19 protein-coding genes are annotated in these 20,995 nt (G+C 36.9%); 4 read left to right on the top strand and 15 right to left on the bottom strand.

Going from position 1 to position 20,995, the window contains the following annotated elements:
* Positions 1-3: 3 nt before the first annotated feature.
* The 10 genes from HHL20_RS01380 to HHL20_RS01335 all read right to left on the bottom strand — a co-directional run bounded on the left by HHL20_RS01380 (position 4) and on the right by HHL20_RS01335 (position 12,454).
* On the bottom strand, positions 4-822 hold the full coding sequence (locus HHL20_RS01380) for a polysaccharide biosynthesis/export family protein (protein ID WP_169229415.1): 819 nt from the start codon (positions 820-822) through the stop codon (positions 4-6).
* Positions 823-863: 41 nt separating this feature from the next.
* Positions 864-2,792, bottom strand: a complete 1,929-nt coding sequence (locus tag HHL20_RS01375) for a nucleoside-diphosphate sugar epimerase/dehydratase (protein ID WP_169229414.1) — start codon at positions 2,790-2,792, stop codon at positions 864-866.
* A 322-nt stretch (positions 2,793-3,114) separates the two neighbouring features.
* Complete coding sequence (locus HHL20_RS01370) at positions 3,115-3,573, bottom strand: regulatory protein RecX (RefSeq protein ID WP_185194785.1); 459 nt, start codon at positions 3,571-3,573, stop codon at positions 3,115-3,117.
* A 57-nt stretch (positions 3,574-3,630) separates the two neighbouring features.
* A complete protein-coding gene (gene glyA / locus HHL20_RS01365) occupies positions 3,631-4,896 on the bottom strand; it encodes a serine hydroxymethyltransferase (RefSeq protein ID WP_169229413.1) in 1,266 nt (421 codons plus the stop codon).
* Between the two features lie 218 nt (positions 4,897-5,114).
* Complete coding sequence (locus tag HHL20_RS01360; protein WP_169229412.1) at positions 5,115-6,014, bottom strand: NAD(P)/FAD-dependent oxidoreductase; 900 nt, start codon at positions 6,012-6,014, stop codon at positions 5,115-5,117.
* A gap of 140 nt (positions 6,015-6,154) precedes the next feature.
* Positions 6,155-7,675 carry a glycosyltransferase family 39 protein gene (locus tag HHL20_RS01355; protein ID WP_169229411.1) on the bottom strand — a complete coding sequence of 507 codons (1,521 nt, stop codon included), beginning with the start codon at positions 7,673-7,675 and terminating at the stop codon, positions 6,155-6,157.
* A gap of 146 nt (positions 7,676-7,821) precedes the next feature.
* Positions 7,822-9,018: an efflux RND transporter periplasmic adaptor subunit gene (locus HHL20_RS01350; protein ID WP_185194784.1), complete on the bottom strand. Its 1,197-nt coding sequence runs from the start codon at positions 9,016-9,018 to the stop codon at positions 7,822-7,824.
* Between the two features lie 43 nt (positions 9,019-9,061).
* Positions 9,062-10,333, bottom strand: coding sequence for an ABC transporter permease (locus HHL20_RS01345; protein WP_169229410.1), 1,272 nt, complete (start codon positions 10,331-10,333; stop codon positions 9,062-9,064).
* Positions 10,334-10,416: 83 nt separating this feature from the next.
* Positions 10,417-11,646, bottom strand: a complete 1,230-nt coding sequence (locus HHL20_RS01340; protein WP_169229409.1) for an ABC transporter permease — start codon at positions 11,644-11,646, stop codon at positions 10,417-10,419.
* Between the two features lie 118 nt (positions 11,647-11,764).
* Positions 11,765-12,454 carry an ABC transporter ATP-binding protein gene (locus tag HHL20_RS01335; protein ID WP_169229408.1) on the bottom strand — a complete coding sequence of 230 codons (690 nt, stop codon included), beginning with the start codon at positions 12,452-12,454 and terminating at the stop codon, positions 11,765-11,767.
* A gap of 424 nt (positions 12,455-12,878) precedes the next feature.
* On the opposite strand from HHL20_RS01335, the gene HHL20_RS01330 reads away from it, so the two are divergent.
* The 4 genes from HHL20_RS01330 to HHL20_RS01315 all read left to right on the top strand — a co-directional run bounded on the left by HHL20_RS01330 (position 12,879) and on the right by HHL20_RS01315 (position 17,084).
* Positions 12,879-13,853, top strand: coding sequence for a ribonucleotide-diphosphate reductase subunit beta (locus HHL20_RS01330; RefSeq protein WP_169229407.1), 975 nt, complete (start codon positions 12,879-12,881; stop codon positions 13,851-13,853).
* A 173-nt stretch (positions 13,854-14,026) separates the two neighbouring features.
* Positions 14,027-15,685 carry a ribonucleoside-diphosphate reductase subunit alpha gene (locus HHL20_RS01325; protein ID WP_169229406.1) on the top strand — a complete coding sequence of 553 codons (1,659 nt, stop codon included), beginning with the start codon at positions 14,027-14,029 and terminating at the stop codon, positions 15,683-15,685.
* Between the two features lie 103 nt (positions 15,686-15,788).
* Positions 15,789-16,679 carry a DUF72 domain-containing protein gene (locus HHL20_RS01320; protein ID WP_169229405.1) on the top strand — a complete coding sequence of 297 codons (891 nt, stop codon included), beginning with the start codon at positions 15,789-15,791 and terminating at the stop codon, positions 16,677-16,679.
* A 174-nt stretch (positions 16,680-16,853) separates the two neighbouring features.
* Positions 16,854-17,084: a hypothetical protein gene (locus HHL20_RS01315; protein WP_169229404.1), complete on the top strand. Its 231-nt coding sequence runs from the start codon at positions 16,854-16,856 to the stop codon at positions 17,082-17,084.
* Positions 17,085-17,146: 62 nt separating this feature from the next.
* Here the strand turns inward: HHL20_RS01315 and HHL20_RS01310 are convergent, their stop codons facing one another.
* The 5 genes from HHL20_RS01310 to HHL20_RS01290 form a co-directional block, all read right to left on the bottom strand.
* On the bottom strand, positions 17,147-17,740 hold the full coding sequence (locus tag HHL20_RS01310; RefSeq protein WP_185194783.1) for a hypothetical protein: 594 nt from the start codon (positions 17,738-17,740) through the stop codon (positions 17,147-17,149).
* Positions 17,741-17,781: 41 nt separating this feature from the next.
* Positions 17,782-18,426 (bottom strand): HD domain-containing protein, encoded by a 645-nt coding sequence (locus HHL20_RS01305; RefSeq protein WP_169229403.1) that lies wholly within the window; start codon positions 18,424-18,426, stop codon positions 17,782-17,784.
* Positions 18,427-19,266 carry an alpha/beta hydrolase family protein gene (locus HHL20_RS01300; protein ID WP_169229402.1) on the bottom strand — a complete coding sequence of 280 codons (840 nt, stop codon included), beginning with the start codon at positions 19,264-19,266 and terminating at the stop codon, positions 18,427-18,429.
* An 85-nt stretch (positions 19,267-19,351) separates the two neighbouring features.
* Positions 19,352-20,242 carry a ribokinase gene (locus HHL20_RS01295; RefSeq protein WP_169229401.1) on the bottom strand — a complete coding sequence of 297 codons (891 nt, stop codon included), beginning with the start codon at positions 20,240-20,242 and terminating at the stop codon, positions 19,352-19,354.
* 52 nt (positions 20,243-20,294) lie between these two features.
* The gene (locus tag HHL20_RS01290) at positions 20,295-20,930 is read right to left on the bottom strand and encodes a DUF4241 domain-containing protein (RefSeq protein WP_169229400.1); all 636 of its coding nucleotides are present in this window, start codon (positions 20,928-20,930) and stop codon (positions 20,295-20,297) included.
* Between the last annotated feature and the right edge of the window lie 65 nt (positions 20,931-20,995).

The raw sequence follows: 20,995 nt of genomic DNA, 5'->3' as shown, positions 1-20,995 counted from the left end.
AATTTATTTCTTAAATAAGCTTACTACTACGGCAATGGCTGTAACACCTATTGAAATTGCAGTTAAATAAAGTCCGGTATTGGGGTTTTGTTTTGCCTGTATATCTTTTGCATTGCTGGAAGCTACGATAATAGCATCCCCCTGTTTCAGATAGTAAAATGGAGAATCAATAAGATTAGCATCCTGTAAATTAATTTTACCATGAGTAACCTGACCGTTTTCGGTTCTTACAATAAGAATATTATCTCTTTTGCCATACATCGTAAGGTCACCTGCCATTCCTAGGGCATTAAGAATAGTTCCCTGTCCGTTTGAAATGACATAATCTCCTTGTCTGTTTACTTCTCCTAAAACGGTTACTTTAAAATTAGCTAATCTGATGTTTATGGTAGGATTAATAACATATTTCTGCATTTTCTCTTTCAACTGCTCTTTCAGTTCTGCTAATGTTTTTCCTTCTGTATTCATAATACCTAGAATCGGAAAATCAATATTACCGTTGGCATCCACAATATACGTAGGTCCCGAAATTGTAGTCACCCCTTGATTAGGCGTGTTTCCTCCTGCAAATGAATTGGTTTGTACAATTTCTGATGAAGAGTAATTTTGGTTGAAGGGCTTTACAACATCCATATCCTTTGCAGTAATAAGAATAACAAGCTGATCTCCTTTCTGAATAGTATTAGCAGAGTTTTTGGCAGAAGATTCAATGGCGACTTTTTCAATATTCTGCAAATAATTAAGATCATTTTTAGCATTAGGATTAGTTTTACAGGAAACTATTATAAATGCTGATAGTATAACCAATATTTTACCTTTCATCGTTTTTTTAAAATTGTACAAATATATACATTTAAATTATTCTATTTATCCAATACTTCATATATTGAATTATTACTTCTGAATTCCGGAACAATGATCTTCAGAAGCTTTACCACTTCCACTTTATCCCTTCTCAAAGAAGCTTTAGTAATAGAATTTACGAGCGTTTCTATTTCTAAAAACTCTATTGTGGGATCTTTGGAAATCATGATTTTTTCATTATGCGTAGGTAATGTTTTGGCGTCGTCACTCAAGAGTTCTTCATAAAGCTTCTCACCAGGTCTTAATCCTGTATAAATGATTTTAATATCAATATTCGGCTCAAACCCGGAAAGCTTGATCATTCTTCTTGCAAGATCTAATATCTTCACCGGTTCACCCATATCAAAAACAAAGATTTCTCCTCCCTGCCCCATGGTTCCTGCCTGTAAAACCAGTTCGCAGGCTTCTGGAATCGTCATAAAATATCTTACAATATCTGGATGGGTAATGGTTACAGGTCCGCCAGCTTCAATTTGCCTTTTAAAATGCGGAATTACTGATCCATTTGATCCCAACACATTTCCAAATCGTGTCGTAATAAATTTAGTAGTGTTTCCTTCTACATTCTGCAATGACTGCACAAACAGCTCTGCTGCCCTCTTTGATGCACCCATTACATTGGTTGGATTCACTGCTTTATCCGTAGAAATCATCACAAATCTGTTCACATGATATTTACTGGACAGTGTTGCGATAATTTTTGATCCAAGTACATTTACCAATATTCCTTCGTGAGGATTCTCTTCAACAAGAGGTACGTGCTTATATGCCGCAGCATGATACACCATGGAGAAATTATAGGTCTGGAACAAGGGTTCTATTCTGTGTTTATTCGAAACATCGGCAAGTACAAATTTGAATCTGATATGAGGGAACTTCTCTTTCATTTCCAGCTCGATATCATACAAAGGTGTTTCAGCCTGATCCAGGACAACAATGAGTGAAGGATTGAACTGTGCAACCTGCCTTACAATTTCACTTCCAATTGAACCTGCTCCTCCGGTTACCAGTATGTTTTTATTGAAATGTCTTCTTTTGATTTCTTCATTTTCAATCTTGATAGGTTTTCTGTTAAGAAGATCTTCTATCTGAAGATTACGGATCGAACCCGCAAAATCACTATCCCTTAGTTTCTGCACCGATGGTGCTTTGAATATATTCAGATCTTTTTCAAGAAATAAGTTCACCCAAGAATTCATTTCATCTTTGGACATCATTTCCTTTATAATAATCACACCGTCGATCAGGAGCTCTTCTTTTGCATTTTCTTCTATTTTTTCTTTAGATAAGATAGGTTTTCCCAACAGATATGCTCTTCTGGAATCTGTACGTTGTGTAAGAAATCCTACAACGTGATAAGGAAGGCTCGGGTTGTCCAGAATAGCACGTGCAATGGCTATGGACTGCTCATCAATTCCCAGTACAAGAATTCTTTTTTTCAATGTGCTTCTTCTGTACTCTCTGACAATATGAAAAAACTCTTTAACATACAACCTGAACAGGAAAAGCCCCATAAAGGAAATAATAAAGTACAGTATCAGAAAAGGATTAAGAATAAATCCTTTATCTGTAACCCATCCGCAAATAACATTTGCTGCTCCCACTAGAAACAGTGTGCAAAAACACGAGATGAGCAGCTTGAAAAGATCTATAAATGTTGAATGCCTTATAATACCTGCATACGTTTTAAAAACGTACATAAAAATGACATTTGAAAATATAATTCCTGCAAATACCACAATCTTATCCTTATGATAGATAAATTCTGACTGTGTAATTTTTTCTATGATATAGGTAGATAAAAACAGTGATATCACCAGTATGATAATATCTATTACAAGAATTATCCACCTTGGCAGATATCTTACATCCGAGAGATTGACAACATTATCCCCTCCGAACATTTTCTTCCTAAAAGAGTTGTACATTGTCTTTAATAATATTCATGTGTATAAAAAAGTATAAACGAACCTTCATATTCGAAAGTATTGATGCAAATTTAAAATAAAATTTCATCTATTATCAGTATTTAAAAATTAAATTTAATTCAGAAATAATATTGTATCCGAAAATCATCGAGTAAGAGATATTCCGTAATTTGAGGAAACAATTGAGGCAAAAAACATACCACATTCCGACAATTTATGTAATCGTTTCACCAATTCATGAAATGTATTGCGAATCAATACAATTTTTTTAGGTCAAATTATTAATCATCATTTTTATTTAAATCTTATTATGTGTTTTTACTTATTCAAAAATATCATTTATTTTCTCATATTCAAATCCGCGGCTCATTAAATATTTTATTGTTTTCGATTTTCGCTGGTATTCTTTAAGCCCTTTTTGTTTTGAATAATAATCTTCATAGATCTTACGGATGGTTTTCTTATAATCATTTTCATCAATTTCATCAAAACATACATTAATTAATTTTTCCGGCACCTGCTTCTGCTTAAGATGAATTTTGATCTTTGTTTTACCCCAGTGTTTAATATAAAATTTTCCTCTGATGTAGCTGCGGGTAAATCTTTCTTCATTTAAGTAGTTTTCCTGAAGGAGATAAAGCATGATTTCCTCTTTCGCTTCATCAATAAGAAGAAATTCTTTCATTTTTTGTTCAACCTCATAATGACAGCGGTCCTGGTATACACAATAGTTTACCAGCTTCTGTTTTATCTCTTCGAAGGTGAACGACTTCTTTTCCATATTGCATAAAAAAGAATGAGCAGATGCCCATTCTTTATCGTTGAGTTTTGATATTAATTAATAGTTAAATAGAGCTTTGCCCTCCATTAATTCATTTACTTTTTTTCTTACGGATGTAAGCACTTCTTCATTTTTAATATTGTCTACCACTTCAGAAATTAGTTCCGCAATTGTGTCCATATCATTTTCTTTTAAACCTCTTGTTGTAATGGCTGCAGTTCCCAGTCTGATCCCGGAAGTTGTAAAAGGTGATTTATCATCAAAAGGAACCATGTTTTTGTTGCACGTAATATCAGCAAGAACAAGCGCTTTTTCAGTTTCTTTACCGTTTACGCCTTTGTTTCTGAGGTCAACCAGCATCAGATGGTTATCCGTTCCTCCGCTTACGATATTAAAACCTCTGTCAATCATTGCTTTTGCAAGAGCCTGTGCATTAGATTTAACCTGTTTTGCATACGTTTCAAATTGCGTATCCAAAGCTTCCCCGAAAGCAACCGCTTTTCCTGCAATCACATGCTCCAGCGGACCTCCCTGAATACCAGGGAAAACAGCACCGTCCAGAACCTGGCTCATCATTTTAGTTTCGCCTTTCGGAGTTTTGTGGCCGTATGTATTTTCGAAATCTTTCCCCATCATAATCATCCCTCCTCTCGGACCTCTTAATGTTTTATGCGTTGTTGTAGTTACCACATGACAATGCTCAAACGGTGAATTCAGCAATCCTTTTGCCACTAAACCGGCTGGATGTGCAATATCTGCCCAAAGAGTAGCTCCTATCTCATCTGCCACTTCTCTGAATTTTGCATAATCCAGATCTCTTGAATAAGCAGAGAAACCTGCGATAAGCATTTTCGGCTTTTCTCTTAAAGCCACCTCTCTCATCTGATCATAATCGATGAGACCTGTTTCCTGCTGTACGCCGTAAGAAACGACATCATACTGAATTCCTGAAAAATTAACCGCTGAACCATGTGTAAGGTGTCCTCCCATAGAAAGATCCATCCCCATAATTTTGTCACCCGGCTTCAAAACTGCAAGATAAATGGCAGCATTCGCCTGAGAACCTGAATGTGGCTGAACGTTTACATAATCCACTCCGAAAAGCTGTTTTGCTCTCTCAATCGCCAATGTTTCAACCTCATCTACTACTTCACATCCTCCGTAATATCTTTTTCCGGGATATCCTTCAGCATATTTGTTGGTAAGCACGCTTCCCATGGCTTTCATTACATTATCAGAAACAAAGTTCTCTGATGCAATCATCTCAATTCCATGAGTTTGTCTTTGTCTTTCTTTTTCAATCAGGTCGAAAATAATATCCATTTTACTTTTAGTTTTTGAAATTTTTCACCCCAAAAGTACGAAATTTCTGCCGAGATTTCAGTATCCGTAAATATGATTTTTGGACTTAAGATTAACAATACATCCTGAATATTTGCTACTAATGAGATTTTACAGCATTTTTAAATTCAGGCTTAAATTTAATACCGGTGGTAATAAAAATTCCTCACAAAATATTGAAAGGAATTTTATATACAAATTTAAAAGCTTTCTTCCGACAGTTCTTTGTTGACAATCGCTCCTGTGAAATTTCCCTGTGCGACTGCATTGGCAACAGACCTCATCAGAGTTGTATTGTCTCCGCACGCAAATACACCGTCTGCGCTGGTTTTGTGAAAATGATCTATTTTAATAAAACCATGCTCGGTAAGCTCAAGCTGAAGATCTTCAGGATTAACATTCTGCTCAAAAGGTATTTTCACATATAAAGCTTCCAGTTCTTTTTCACGTCCGTCTTTAAATATCACTTTCTGAATATGACCATTTTCATGAAAGATTTCTTTTATTTCAGATTCAGTGATTTCAATTTTATTTTGGTTGAATTTCTCTGTCTGTTCTTCATTTAATGTAGACTGTCCGTTAGTAAATAAGGTAAGATCTTTTGTAAGGTTAAAAACCAGTTTAGAAAATTCAAAGGCCAGATCACCGTTAGAAAGAAGCCCTGTTGTTTTGCCTTTCACTTCATAACCGTGACAATACGGACAATGGATTACGGAAATTCCCCAGCATTCTGCAAATCCTTTGATATCCGGTATCTGGTCTTTCACTCCGGAAGCCAGAATTATTTTTTTAGCTGAGAATTTTTTGCTGTTATCGGTCTCAACTTCAAAACCGCTTGAATTTCGGGAAGTTTTTGTAACCAAACCGTCGAAAAAGATTACTGTTTCATATTTCAGAACCTGTTCTTTTGCTATTTCTGAAATCTCATTTGGAGTTTTACCATCCTGGGTGATAAAGTTGTGTGAATAAGGAGTCTGTCTGTTGCAGGGTTTCCCACCATCGATCACAAGTACTTTTCTTAAAGATCTTCCCAGAGACATCGCTGCAGATAATCCCGCATAACTTCCTCCTATTATGATGACATCAAAGTTGTTTTCCATAAATAATTATTTGCTGTTTATACATACAAGTAATGAACCGTTCATTATTTAACAAAGATAAAAAATAATTATTAACGCAACTTAATTGCATTAATAATTATTCTTTTAAACATAATAATTATAATAATGGATACAAGTTGTTAGTAATCAGCTTTTACCGCATCTACTTCATTCTGAATTCTTTTATTGATATTAATTTTTGCACCCTGAAAGCTGAAAATTAAAGTACCTTTTTCTCTTGCAAAAGGATTCGTAATAGAATCTGAAATTTTCCCGGTCTTAAAGAAAGGGCTCGTTTTTTCCAGTTCATTATCCGAAAATTCTTTTATCCGGATTAAATTGTGATATGGCTTGCCCAAGTCAAACCAGTTGATATAATCGGCATTAAAAGAAACCGCCTTTATTCCTTTTTCAGAATAAAAATTAATTGCTCCTGCCTGACCGTAATTATCACAAAGCACCAGTGTCTTCCCGGTTTTTGAAAGTTTTTCATATTCACGGTCAGTTTTTTCGGCAAGTTCTTTCCAGCCCAGCATATCTGCAAAATCCTGCGGAAGCGGATGATCTTTGCCATCTTCCCACCGAAGCAGTCCTAATTTTTTATACGGCTCCTGATGAGAGACGATATACTCCGGACTTTTATTAGGAAAAGCGATACGGTACAAGGGAATAAAAGCGACAATTACAATCGATACAAAGGCTATTCTTAAAACAGCACCTTGTTTTAATCTTTCAAAACGATCTGCAAGAAAAATAGCTCCGAACGAAATATAAACAGGATAAACACCGATGGCATAATAGTCTTTAGCTTTTAACAATAAAAATAAGGCAATTGTAAAAATATAGGACCAGAAGAAAAACTTGAACTTTTCAAAAGGCCTGTAAAACAGCAAAGCATAAAATCCGGCCATAATCACTAAGATCGATCCTAAAAAGAACAGGAATTGAGATTTTATAAAATCCAGACGGCTGACATTGACAAGCTGCCTCTCGGAAAGTTCTTTCATATGATGAATGACCGGAAAATCATTTTGAAACTGCCAAACCATATTGGGTAAAATGATCAGCAATGCCAGCAGTGCCGCAAAGTAAAAATGTTTTTGCAGGAATATTTTTCTGTGAACACTCAATAATATAGCAGGAATAAGACCCAACAGCGAAAACACAATGTTGTATTTGTTTAAAAAACCGATGCCCAGAAATATGGCTCCTGCGTACAGCCATTTCACCCTGTCAGAATTTATATATTTAATGACACAAAAATAAAACATAGTCCACAGCAGCACCTCAAGCGAATTCGGCTGGAAAAGCATATTAAGCCTCAGCAACACCGAAAGCAAAACTCCCGAAGCGGCTAAAATACAGGCATAAAGACCACCTTTCAGTTCTTCCACCGTTTTCCAGACGGCAACGATCGTTAATGCACCGAAAAGAGCCGGAAAAAACTTAACCCAAAATACAGAATTTCCTAAAGCATTAATTATAAAAGCCTGCCATGAGCTCACAGGAGGAACCGACAAAAATCCCCAGGCCAGGTGATTTCCCTGATCCAGATGCAGATATTCGTCCCGGTGGAGTTCATATTCCGGATTGATTAATGAATATTGAAGGATAAATTTAAGTATTACAAATACGATCAGTATAATTCCGCTTTTTTTCATGGTCTTTATTGTTAAAATTAAGACATTTTCGAACCTTTATTTGTTACATCATTAACACAAATATACCGACAGGTCGTGATTATCTCAAAAAAATCCTGAGAAAATAATTTCCTCAGGATTACATCTAAATGTATAGTGTTAGTTTACTATTTCTTTGATTTTTCTTTTAATTCTTCCTTGTCTTTATCAGAAGGGTTCCAGACTTTCACATCTGCGTTTTTATCGATTCCGGAAAGAATTTCGACATTGATTCCGTCGCTTGCGCCCAGTTTCACATATGCTTTTTTGAATTTACCATCTTTTTGTTTCACCTCAACGAAAGGCACATCTTTACCGTTTTTCTTTTCGTATTGGATCAAAGATTCATCAAGTAACAATGCATTTTTCTTTGATGTAAGAACGATTTCACCGTTGGCAGAAAATCCTGCCCGGATGTATTCATTATTTGGGTTGAATACATCACCCTCAACAGGGAATTTAATAGTTCCGTTATTGTCTTTCCCTTTTGGAGCAATCATAGTAAGTCTTCCAGGGAAAGTTTTATTCTGAAGAGCACCGATGACGATGTTCATATCCATTCCCTGTTTTAGTTTTCCTGCCTGTGCTTCATCAATTTCCCCCTGGAAGATCAATGAATTAAGATCAGCAATGGAGCAAATGGTAGTTCCGGCGTTGAAAGAGTTAGCTTCAATCACCTGGCTTCCTACTTTTACGGGTACCTCAAGAACTGTTCCTGCCGCTTTTGAACGAATCTGCGTTGTAGCAAGTCCCTGAAGCTCCGGAGTTGCACCTGTTTTTGCAATCAGCAACGCTTTCTGTGCCGTTACGAGCTGCTGTTGGGCATTTTTCAGTGCCTGTTGTGTTGTGTACAGCTGCTGTTGGGCATTCAGAAATTCCTGTTTGGAAGCAACGCCCTGTTTGTACAGTCTTTCCTGCATTTCAAACTGTTTGCGCATATTTTCAACATTCATTCTGGCATTGTTGATCTGAAGCTGCTGGTTACTCACATTTTGTTGTGCATTGTTTACCTCTGCAATATTCGGGACAATTCTTACGGTCGCAATCAGCTGTCCGGCTTCCACTTTATCGCCTTCGTCCACCAAAATTTTATCAATAATCCCTGCTATATTTGGTTTGATTTCAATTTCTTCCTTGGGAATAATTTTTCCTGTCGCCATTACCTTGTCCTCCATATTCTGAACAGTAGGCTTACGGGTAAGAAAAGCTTCGCTCTCTTTAGAATTGGATTTTACAAAATATCTGATTCCTGAGAAGAGTGCCACTGCAAATAAAAGCCCGAGAATAATATAAATGGCTTTTTTCCAGGTGAATTTCTTTTTCATATGTATAGTTTATTTTTATTTAAATATTAAATGATTAAAAGTCCTATTCTGTTCTTAATGCTTCAATAGGCCGTATCTTTACAGCTCTCTGTGCCGGAATCATCCCGATGATAAGCCCCAAAACCACCATAACACCCATCGCTGCAAAAACATTCCCGTAATTTACCGTAGGATTATAAAACGGAAATGAATCCTGTCCCTGAGTTAAGGTGTCCAAAAGCATCAAAACGAAAATCCCGAACATAAAGCCAAGAAGTCCCGAAGACAGCGTAATTACCACACTTTCCAGAAGAATCTGGTTTCTCACTTCAGAAGGCTTAGCGCCTAAAGCTCTTCGGATTCCTATTTCCTTTGTTCTTTCTTTTACGGTAATTAAAAGGATATTGGAAATGGCAATTACCCCTGCCAAAATCGTTAATGTTCCCACGATAATGGTGAGAAGCTGCATTCCCGTAAGAAAGCCTGTCAGTTTTTTAAATTCTTTCCCGAGGTTAAAACTTCCGAAAGCATTCGTATCTTCAGGAGAAACTTTATTTTTAGCTTTTAATTCGAGCTTTACGGTTTCTTCAACGGAATTCACGTTGGCATCAGGTTTACTAACAATAGCAAACATATCAATCTGATCCCCTGCATTATACATTTTAGTATAGGTGGAAAGCGGAATAAAAACAGTCTGATCATTTTCAAAACCTCCGTTTTTCTTTATTCTGAATACACCAATGACGTTAAAGAAAATTCCTTTAATGTTAATAGATTTCCCAAGTGGGTTTTCATTCTTTTTAGAGTCGAAAAAGTTTTTATAAATCTCTTCACCGATTACGGCTACATTTTTATTTCCTGAGACATCGGCATCGTTGATATATCTTCCGAAAATCAGTTTTTTTTCTGAAATTTTATTACCGACCGGATAATCTCCCGTTAATGCATAAGTCCCGCTTTTGCCATTTCTTGACATCGATTCTCCCGGAGTTCCCGTAAAACTTCCTCGTGAATTCTGCGGCGAGATATAATCAATTTCGGCCACTTTTCTTTTCAGCATATCGATATCGGAAAGGTGAAGATGCATCTGCCTTCCTTTAGGAAAACCTTCATAAGGAATTGAGGTATTTTGCGCCCAAAGAAAAATTGAATTGGTAGCAAATCCGGAAAAAAGCTTATCGAAACCGTTTTCCATTCCTTTGGCTGCACCAAGCAGACTTACATACAAAAACATACCCCAGCCTACACCAATCATGGTAAGAAATGTCCGAAGTTTATTATTCCTGAGTGAATAATAAATCTCCTGCCAGGTATCTTTTTTAAATAGTATATTCATTTTTTGACTGTCCGTTTTTTAATAAAAGTGATTTACTATGAATTTAATTTTTGCTAAATCAAAAAATTCATCATTCACGTTGTCTATTCCGTTCTTAATGCTTCAATAGGTTTGATTTTAGATGCCCTGTAGGCAGGAACAAATCCCGCAATCAACCCGGATAAGACAAGAGCGACGAACGCAGCAAAAATATGCCCCCATCCCACACTCGGATCTTTAATGAAATATTCTTCCAGGTTATTCCCTATTAAATACAGGGCCAGCACACCAAGGCCAACACCTATCAAACCGGAAATTACTGTAATTACTACACTCTCCTGAACAATAAGGGCAACAATACTCCTCGGTTTTGCTCCAATCGCTTTTCGTACGCCGATTTCTTTGGTTCTTTCTTTTACGATATAAACCATGATGTTACTGATTCCGATAATTCCGGCGGCCAAAGTTCCCAACCCGATAAAACCAACAATACCTGTAAGTACTGCCATGAAAGCGAATGTATCGTTCATATTCTGGGCATTGTTCCAGACTCTTACTCCGTTTTCATCATCGGGCGCCACATTTTTTCTGGATTTCAGTCTTTCCTTTAATTCGTCACCGTATTTTATGGCTTCCTGCGGCGTTAATTTATCATTATAAGCAATATAATTGATGCTGACCGTATCCGAACCCTTTTTCATTTGCTGCAAAGTGGTGATCGGCACGGTGATATGCCTTTCGTCCCAGTCGCCGCCGTCGTCTGAAAATACACCAATCACTTTAAACATGGTTCCGTTGATATTTAATTCTTTTCCGACAGGGCTTCCGTTTTTTATGAGGTCACGCTGCACCATTCTTCCAATCACGGCTACATTCTGCTTTCTTTCCAAATCGGTTGGCATAAGATATCTGCCTTCAAGTATTTTTCGGTTTTCAATAACCTGCTCTTCAGGTTTTGCACCATTAATCTGATAGTTTCCGCTCTCTTTGCCATATTTCACGAGTAAATTTGAGGTATATCTCGGTGTTGAGCTTCCAACTTTTTCTTTATCGATATTAACAAGGAAATCGTAGTCAGCATTATTCATGGTAACCTGCCTGTCAGACTGTAGGCCGTTATAGGCAATGGTTGTTTTTCCGGTTACAATGGAAATAAGATTCTGGGCATCCCTGGCAAATCCTTGTGTAAATGCATTCTGCAATCCTGTTCCTATTCCGAACAGAACAATGAAAATGAATAATCCCAAAGCCACAGTAAAGCCGGAAAGTACCGTCCGCAATACATTACTGCGAATAGAACTGAATATTTCCTGCCAGCGATCTAGGTCGAACATATTTCTTTAGATTTGAAACGGGAAGTATGATGATAAAGTCTCCACTCTTTCCGCTGATTTATTTAATTATTAAAATTTTCATTTTCCATCCCCAAGCTTCCATCTCCTATCTTCCAGCCTATAAAACCAGCTGCTTAATAAACTCATCACTTTCAATAATTCCGTCTTTCAGAATGACATTCCGTTTGGTTTGGGCAGCTACGTCCGGTTCGTGTGTAACAACAATGATTGTTTTCCCTTCATTATTAATATCCTGAAGCAGTTTCATGATATCGTGCGTGGTTTTAGAATCCAAAGCTCCTGTCGGCTCATCGGCAAGCACAACTTTGGGATCAGTGATTAATGCCCTTGCGATGGCAACCCTCTGTTTCTGTCCTCCGGAAAGTTCATTAGGTAAATGATTTGCCCACTGAGCAAGTCCCACTTTTTCCAGATACTCCATAGCTTTGCGTTCGCGTTCTCTTCTCGGGACATTCTGATAATATAAAGGAAGGGCAACATTATCCAGAGCAGTCTTATACCCGATCAGGTTGAACGACTGGAATATAAATCCCAAAAATTTACTTCTGTATTCTGCAGCCTTCACTTCAGACAGATGCTCTATCGGAACGCCATCAAGCTCATAGATCCCGGAATCCTTCTCATCAAGGATACCGATAATATTGAGCAAAGTAGATTTTCCGGATCCGGAGCTTCCCATAATGGAAACAAACTCACCTTCGGAAATGGTAAGATTGATTCCTTTAAGAACGTGAAGCTTACTTTTTCCGGTATCGTATGACTTATGTAAATCCTGAATTACTAACATTTAAACGGGATATATTTATCCAATAAGTAGATATAAATTTTAATTTGTTACGCAGAAAGAAAAATTCTTCAATTAAATTATTGTTTAATGTATTATGCCTTTATTTATAGCTATTTGCAGATAATTGTTTAATAATAATTCACTTATAACAAACATTTTTGTGGGACATGCCTTTGAAAGCCAGTGTCTAAGCGGTTTTCATGTAAATGTGGAAAACTTTTACGGTTAAAACTCAATCATTTAGTGTTTCGCCCTTTTAAATACAGTTCTTGTTTTCTAACTTTGTACTTGTACATCACCAAAAAATAAACACTTCGTCAGTTAATAACTTTTAAACGTAAGTGTCAGCAAATCAAAATGTTGAATATTTTTTGAACTTTATCCACATCAATCTAATAATTAATTTTTTAAGACATTCTAAAATATGGGAATTTTTGATAAAAGAGTAAGCTACAAACCATTTGAATACCCTGAGGTTCTTCAATTCGTGGAAGCGATCAACAAATCATTTTGGGTGCACTCGGAGGTGGATTTTACCGCTGATGTTCAGGATTTTCATTCACAGCTGGAACCCAATGAGAAACACGCTGTAAAAAATGCCCTTTTGGCGATTGCACAGATTGAAGTATCCGTAAAAACATTCTGGGGAAATCTATACAATCATCTTCCGAAACCTGAATTCAACGGTCTGGGAGCTACTTTTGCAGAATGTGAATTCCGTCATTCCGAAGCCTACTCCCGTCTGTTGGAAGTGTTGGGCTACAATGACGAATTTATGAATGTTGTTGAAATTCCTGCCGTAAAAAAGAGAATTGACTTTTTATCAAATGTTCTGAAGCATGCCAATTCTGCAACGCCTAAAGAATATGTTTCCTCACTTTTACTGTTCAGCATCCTTATCGAAAACGTTTCGCTTTTCTCTCAGTTTGCTATTATCCTTTCTTTTACCCGATTTAAAGGATATATGAAGAATGTTTCCAACATCATTGCATGGACTTCCGTAGATGAGCAGATTCACGCCAATGCCGGAATCTATCTGATCAACAAGATCCGTGAAGAACAGCCTGATCTTCTTACTGATTCTGATATTGAAGATATTTACACTTTAGTTGACCAATCTGTTGAGCTGGAAGGAGAAATTCTTGACTGGATCTTCGAATTGGGCGAACTGACTGTATTCTCAAAGGAAGATTTGCTGAACTTCATGAAATACCGTGTTGACGACAGCTTAAAGAAAATCAACATGACTACAAGATACAATGTCTCTCCTGAACAATACCGTCCGATGGTGTGGTTCGAAGAGGAAGTTTTTGCCAATTCAATGGATGATTTCTTTGCGAAAAGACCGGTAGATTATACAAAGCACGATAAGAGTATTACGGCGAATGATCTTTTCTAAATTGGTTTGATCATTTAAGGAGCGAGCGAAGCGAACGTCGAAACAGATAGTATTAGCGGTATCATGCTAAGCCTGTCGAAGCATATTTACAGTTTTTTAAAAACTTATTCTTAATAAAGCAACAAATTCCTGAACCTTAAAACCGTTCAGGAATTTCGAAAATATAAACAACTATGGAAGAACAGAATACAAATATATGGTGGCTCAATGAAGAGTCTGAGCAAATGCTTAACAGAGGCTATTTGCTGAAAGGGGAAACAGTAGAAGGTGCTATCGACAGAATTACTACTGCAGCGGCCAAAAGACTGTACAAACCTGAACTTCAACCCGCATTCAAGGAAATGATCACCAAAGGATGGATCAGCTTTTCTTCTCCGGTTTGGGCTAATATGGGAACCCAGAGAGGCCTTCCTATTTCCTGCTTCAACGTTCACATTCCGGACAGCATTGAAGGAATTACCCACAAAATGGGTGAAGTCATCATGCAGACCAAAATCGGGGGCGGAACTTCAGGATATTTCGGGGAGCTTCGTAACAGAGGAACTGCAGTAACCGATAACGGAAAATCTTCAGGAGCCGTTTCTTTTATGAAGCTTTTTGATACGGCAATGGACGTTGTATCTCAGGGCGGTGTAAGAAGAGGCGCTTTTGCAGCTTATCTTGATGTCGATCACGGGGATATTGAAGAATTCTTATCCATTAAAGATATCGGAAGTCCTATTCAAAACCTGTTTACAGGAATCTGTGTGCCGGATTACTGGATGCAGGATATGATCGACGGTGATATGGAAAAGCGTAAAGTATGGGCAAGAGTGCTGGAAAGCCGTCAGCAAAAAGGGCTTCCTTACATTTTCTTTACCGACAATGTGAATAGAAATAAACCGCAAGTATACAAAGATTTAGGATTAACGGTAAACGCCAGTAATCTTTGTTCGGAAATCATGCTTCCTTCCACCATGGAAGAATCATTCATCTGCTGTTTGTCTTCGATGAACCTTGAACTGTATGACGAATGGAAAGATACCGACGCGGTAAAATTGGCGATCTATTTCTTAGATGCTGTTTTATCTGAGTTTATTGATAAAACGGAAGGTAACTATTATCTCCAGGGAGCAAGAAATTTCGCCATGAGACACAGAGCGTTGGGCTTAGGTGTTTTAGGATATCATTCTTACCTTCAGAAAAATATGATTCCTTTTGAAAGTTTTGAAGCAACACAGTTTAATGCTAGAGCTTTCCGAAGAATTAAGGAACAGGCGGAGCTGGCTTCAAGAGAACTTGCCAATATTTACGGGGAACCGGAACTTCTTAAAGGATACGGGCTGAGAAATACGACCACTATGGCTATTGCTCCTACCACTTCAAGTTCTGCAATTCTGGGGCAGACTTCTCCGGGAATTGAACCTTTTGCTTCCAACTATTTTAAAGCAGGCCTTGCAAAAGGAAACTTTATGCGTAAGAACAAATACCTGGCAAAATTATTGGCTGAAAAAGGACTGGACAATGAAGAAACATGGAGAACAATTATGTTAAATCATGGTTCTGTACAGCACCTGAAAGAATTAACTGACGAAGAGAAAGCAGTATTTAAAACATTTAAAGAAATTTCTCCGATGGAAATTATTTCTCAGGCAGCGCAAAGACAGCAATATATTGATCAGGCTCAATCCCTGAATCTTCAGATTCCTTCTACCATGCCGGTGAAAGATGTTAACTATTTATACATTGAAGCCTGGAAAAAAGGTGTAAAAACTCTTTATTATCAAAGAAGTTCTTCTGTTTCTAAAGAAATGATGGTAAATTTTGTTACCTGTACAGCTTGTGAAGCATAAGACTCTCAAATAATAAACATTACATATTCACTTCAGCACGCTTTTCCGGCGTGCTTTTTTATTTTATATTTGTTAGAAGAGTTAATCACTAAAAAATTCAGATATGAAATTCGGACAAGTAGAAGATCCCTCGAAAATAGATTTTACGTTACCAAAAGATCATCCTGCAACCAAAAAGATTTTAAGCCAGAATAAGAAAGGTTTAAAGAATATTTCGATCGGGTGTGCCAAATGGAATAAAACCGACCTGAAAGGATTTTACCCGAAGGGAACGAAAGATGAACTGACCTATTATGCTACCCAGTTTAATTCCATCGAGCTGAATGCGACCTTCTATGGTATGCCTACTCCGGACCAGGTACAGACGTGGAAAGAGAAAACACCGGAAGATTTTAAGTTCTTTCCTAAAATAACGAATTCTGTTTCTCACTTCAGAAGATTAATTGACGTAACAGAGCCTGTTACCCAATTTGCCACTTCCGTAATGCAGTTTGATGAAAAGTTAGGAATGGTATTTCTTCAGCTCCATGATAATTTTAAGCCCAAAGATTACGACAGACTGGAAAAATTTGTCAAAGACTGGCCAAAAGAAGTTCCGTTAGCGATTGAGTTAAGAAATACAGAGTGGTTTACCAATGAAGAAATCCTGGATACGACCTGTGCGCTTTTCGAAGAACACAATATCACCAATATCATTGTAGACACTGCAGGAAGAAGAGATATGCTTCATATGCGGCTTACAACACCTACAGCATTTATCCGCTACGTCGGAGCTAATGCCGAAAGTGATTACGAACGTCTGGATGACTGGCTGGAGCGCCTTGCCAAATGGAAAGATGAAGGCCTGCAGAATCTTTACTTCTTTGTACACCAGAATATTGAAAAAGCGTCACCTCTTCTCTCAGCATATTTCATCAAAAAAATGAATGAAGAGTGGAAAACGGAGTTTCACATCCCTAAAATGGCAACAGAAAGCACAGGAACGTTATTTTAAAAATTGATAAATTTTAATTTTATTCACTATATAGTGTAATAAAGTTCATTGAAATTCACAGTTTTAAGAAAAATAATTCACCGGTTTTCCCTACAAAAAAAATTACATTCAAAGTATTTTTCGTATTGGAATAATTGTTAAATTAGAAAAGATGACAATTAAAAAAAAACCAATATGGAAAATGAAATTTGTAAAATAAGTATTTCAACAAACTGGCTGGGAGATGAATACATCTTCTATGAAGACGACAAGATTAAAAGGGTTTATGACAATAATAGCTTAAGCTCCGATGTCACAGAATGGATAGAGCCAAAACAGATCAGTAAACATAATAAAGATAAAATTATTAAGAACTGTCCGGAAGAATTTAAGGAAAGAATAATGATGATTTTAGATTATCCTTAATATTCGATAAATTCTTATAACATACATTAGTCCCGGCTTGCTTCGCAAGCCGGGACTAATTATTATTTCCTATTTCTGATCAGTAACATTATATTGAGGAATAAAAGAAGAAAATCCAGTGTAATCCAGATTCCTACTTTTATATTTTCATAATTATAGTCTTCCACCTGTTTTTTTGCCAGATCCGAAAGCTTTACACTCTGATTGATATAATTACGGACTTCAATAATCTGATCAATATTTTTATTAGGAAGCGAATGTTGTGAAAAGTAAACCAGGTTTTTCTTTCCAAGATATCCAACGATCCAGTATTCATCAGACTTATCCATTTTTAAATATTCGATACGATAATATTCAGGCCGGATTGTTCCGATATGTTTTGTATCAATCACCTTACTTACTTCAGAATCATTGAGTGTGACCACGTAAAAATCCAAGGGTTGCGGAAGCTTGTTGATTACCTGAAGCGCCACAGAGTCTTCTACGATTCCTATCACACTTTTTTTTATAAACCAATAGGTAAAAATAGAAACCGAAAAAACGATGGTAACAATACGGAACAGTTTTGCCCATTCGGCTCCTTTTCCTCTTTTAATTTTAGATAAAAAAAGAGAAATCACCAAAGCCCAGAAAATCGCCAGAACAATGAATACCATATTGCAAAGATACTTATTTTAAAGAGCTTTCTGAAGAAATATCAGCTGACGTTCCACTCTTTATAAAACTGATCAAGAAACTGCAGCATAAAATCATGTCTTTCAGCTGCAATTGCTTTTCCTTTTGGGGTATTCATAAGATCCTTCAGCAGTAATAGCTTTTCGTAGAAATGATTGATGGTGGTTCCGTCAGATTTTTTATATTCTTCTTTCGACATGTTGAGCTTAGGCTCAATTTCCGGATCGTACATCAGATTATTTTTAAAACCTCCGAAATTGAACGTTCTGGCAATACCAATAGCCCCGATCGCATCAATTCTGTCTGCATCCTGTACGATTTTAAGCTCAATAGGAAGATTTTCAGGCGCTTCTGCCATATTTTTAAATGAGATATTTTTAATAATGAATAAAACTTTCTCAATGATATCTTCTGAAGTGTGTTGATTTTCCAGAAATCCGCGTGAAACTTTCAGCGCCAGCGTTTCGTCACCATTATGAAACTTGGGATCGGCTATATCATGAAGAAGTGCTGCCAATTCTACTACTTCCATGTTACAATTTTCCGTTTCGGCAATTTTTTTTGAAAGCTTCCATACTCTTTCAATATGATACCAATCATGCCCGGCTTCGGCGCCTTTCAGTTTTTCTTTTACAAATTCTACGGTGTTTTCGATCAGATTCTTCATTTATATCAATTCATTTAAAATAATATTCCAGAGCTTTTTGTTGTAGCTTCTAAAAAAGTTAACGTGCCCTATTTCCCCTTTTTCAGATTCTGAGGTTTTGACTAGCCTGTAAGTCGGTTTGAGATTAGGATAAGTATCATTCAGTAAACTTTTCACACCTTTTTCAGTCAGCCACACATCATCTTCAGCCCTGATGACAAATACTTTTTGTGTTAACGATTTAGAATAATCATCGGTTTTATCCAATAAACCATTCGTTGATTTCCTGTTTAAAATTAAGGTTCTCCAGTCATATGCGCAATTTTTTGGAAGACTTTCTCCCAGTCCAAACCATTGCGCGGGAAAATATCCTAATAATGTTGTGGTTAACGGCTGCACAATTCCGAATCCCAGATAGGCTTCTATCTTTGTCCTGAGTTTTAAGTTTCCGACAAAAGCATTTTGGGTTCCTACAAAAACAAATTCCTCGAATATATGAGAATCTTTATTCATTCCTAAAATTAAAGCTCCCACAGAATGTCCCAGACCAAATTTTTTATAGTCTTTAAAATTTAGCTTAATATAATCTGTGATTGCTTTGAAATCCTCAGATCCCCAGATTCTCATGGACGCTCTGAAGTTTTTCATATTTCGGGGTTTTGAAAGCCCTATCCCGCGATAATCATACGTAATTACAGTGAAACCATTTTCCGCAAAATATCGGGCAAAAGAAAAGTAGACCTGCTGTTTTACTCCTGTTGCAGAATTGATAAGCAATAGTTTGTGATTATCATGCTCCGGTAAAAACAAATGAGCTGTAATAGCAGCCTGATCTTCTGTTGTTATTATTAACTTCTCCATAGATAAAGAAAAATCCACTATAAAAGTGGAAATTTTAGTTTGGATATGTGTGCAGTTTCGCACCTTTTGATATGTGACAAATAGTTTATGAAACGAAATCTGACAATCTGGGAAGTCCGGTTTGGGAACCTTTTTTCGCAGAAACCCTTGAAGAAACTTCATTTCCGAACTTTACGCAATCTTCGATATCATTGTTGTGGCATAATGCAATAGAAAATCCTACGGTAAAGGCGTCGCCCATTCCCATTTTGTAAATGGTACTGTCTTTCTCATTCCTGCAGTATTTCATCTCTGTTCCGTCAAAATAAACGGTAGAGTTGATATCATCTCTTACAAAAACTTTATTGAAATATTTTTTTAGAATTTCTTCTCTTTGATCTTCCCCGAAAAGAATATGCAGTTCGTTGCTTTTAACTATGATAAAATCAAGATTTTCAACGATTTTTTCTGATAGTTTTTGTGCAGGAGATGCATAAAGCCCTACTTTTTTACCATATTTTTTAGCCTTATCCACCGAAAATTCTACAACATCCATAGAAACTTCAAGCTGAAGAAGAATTAAATCTGCAGTCTGAAAATAGCGGTCCGCGGATTCTACATGTTTCGTGCTTAAATAATTATTGGCAGCGGGTACAACAACGATGGCTGAATTTCCGTGTGAAGTGGTAACATAAGCCGTTCCGCTGGATTCATGATCCGTCTCAAAAACGAAGTCAACATTCACATTTTCACTGATCATATTTCTCATGATCTGTTGTCCCAACGGATCCTGACCAACACAACCCACAAAATGCACACTTGCACCAAGCCTTGCCGCTCCTACAGCCTGGTTAGCTCCTTTTCCGCCAAAAAAGCTTTCGGATTGGCTGGCAATAACTGTCTCATTACGGCCGGGAACTTTTTCCGTTTCCAGGACAAGATCTATGGATGAACTTCCTATAACGATGATTTTGGGTTGTTCTGATGAAAAATTCATTGCCTTTAATACGTTTAATATTTGTGTTGGTTATGTCAGATTTATACTAGATCTAACTAATTTCAATAAACTCAGTTACGATTTTTACAGGCACCTGGTTTTTATCGTAAGCAATATAGCTTGCATAAAATCCCTCCCCGTATCCTGTTTCAAAGGCAAAAATAGTTCCAGGATGATCTTCTGAGGGTTTTAAAAATGCAAACTGGTCAATTGCTCCTTTTTCATCAAAGAAATATTCATGGAAAAATTCTTCGTAGATGCCCATAAAGTCTGCACCTTTGCTGTGATATAGTCTTTGCTCCAGTGCATTAAGATTATTTTGGGTATCAGTATCCATAAAACAGCCCATACCGCTTTCTACCGGATATCCGAAAACTTCACCTTCGGCCAGATCGCTGATATCCTGACCTTCTGTGGTAGCGAGATCCCAATCGATGATAGCTTCCTGGCTGAAAATGATTTCGGCATATGCTACGCAATTGCTTTCTCTTTCCTTATGCAGCAAAACGGAAAAATCTCCCTTTGGAAATACCGTTGTAAAGGGTTTCATGTCATTTGTAATCAAAGGATCACAGGCAACAAGATGACCGCTTGAAAGGTATATCTTTCCTACTTCGAAACTTTCCAGCAAAGGACTTTCCACGAAGTTTTTAGAAAATAGTTTTTGTATGTTTTCTATGTGTGTCATGTTATATTTAGGCTAAGATTAAGGTTCAGGCTAAGCTTGAGACTCAACCTTAACCTAAACCTTTT

This window comes from Chryseobacterium cheonjiense (assembly GCF_012927265.1).
Lineage (GTDB): Bacteria > Bacteroidota > Bacteroidia > Flavobacteriales > Weeksellaceae > Chryseobacterium > Chryseobacterium cheonjiense.
Note: the sequence above shows the minus strand (reverse complement) of the source record. Positions and strands in the feature narration are given on the sequence as shown.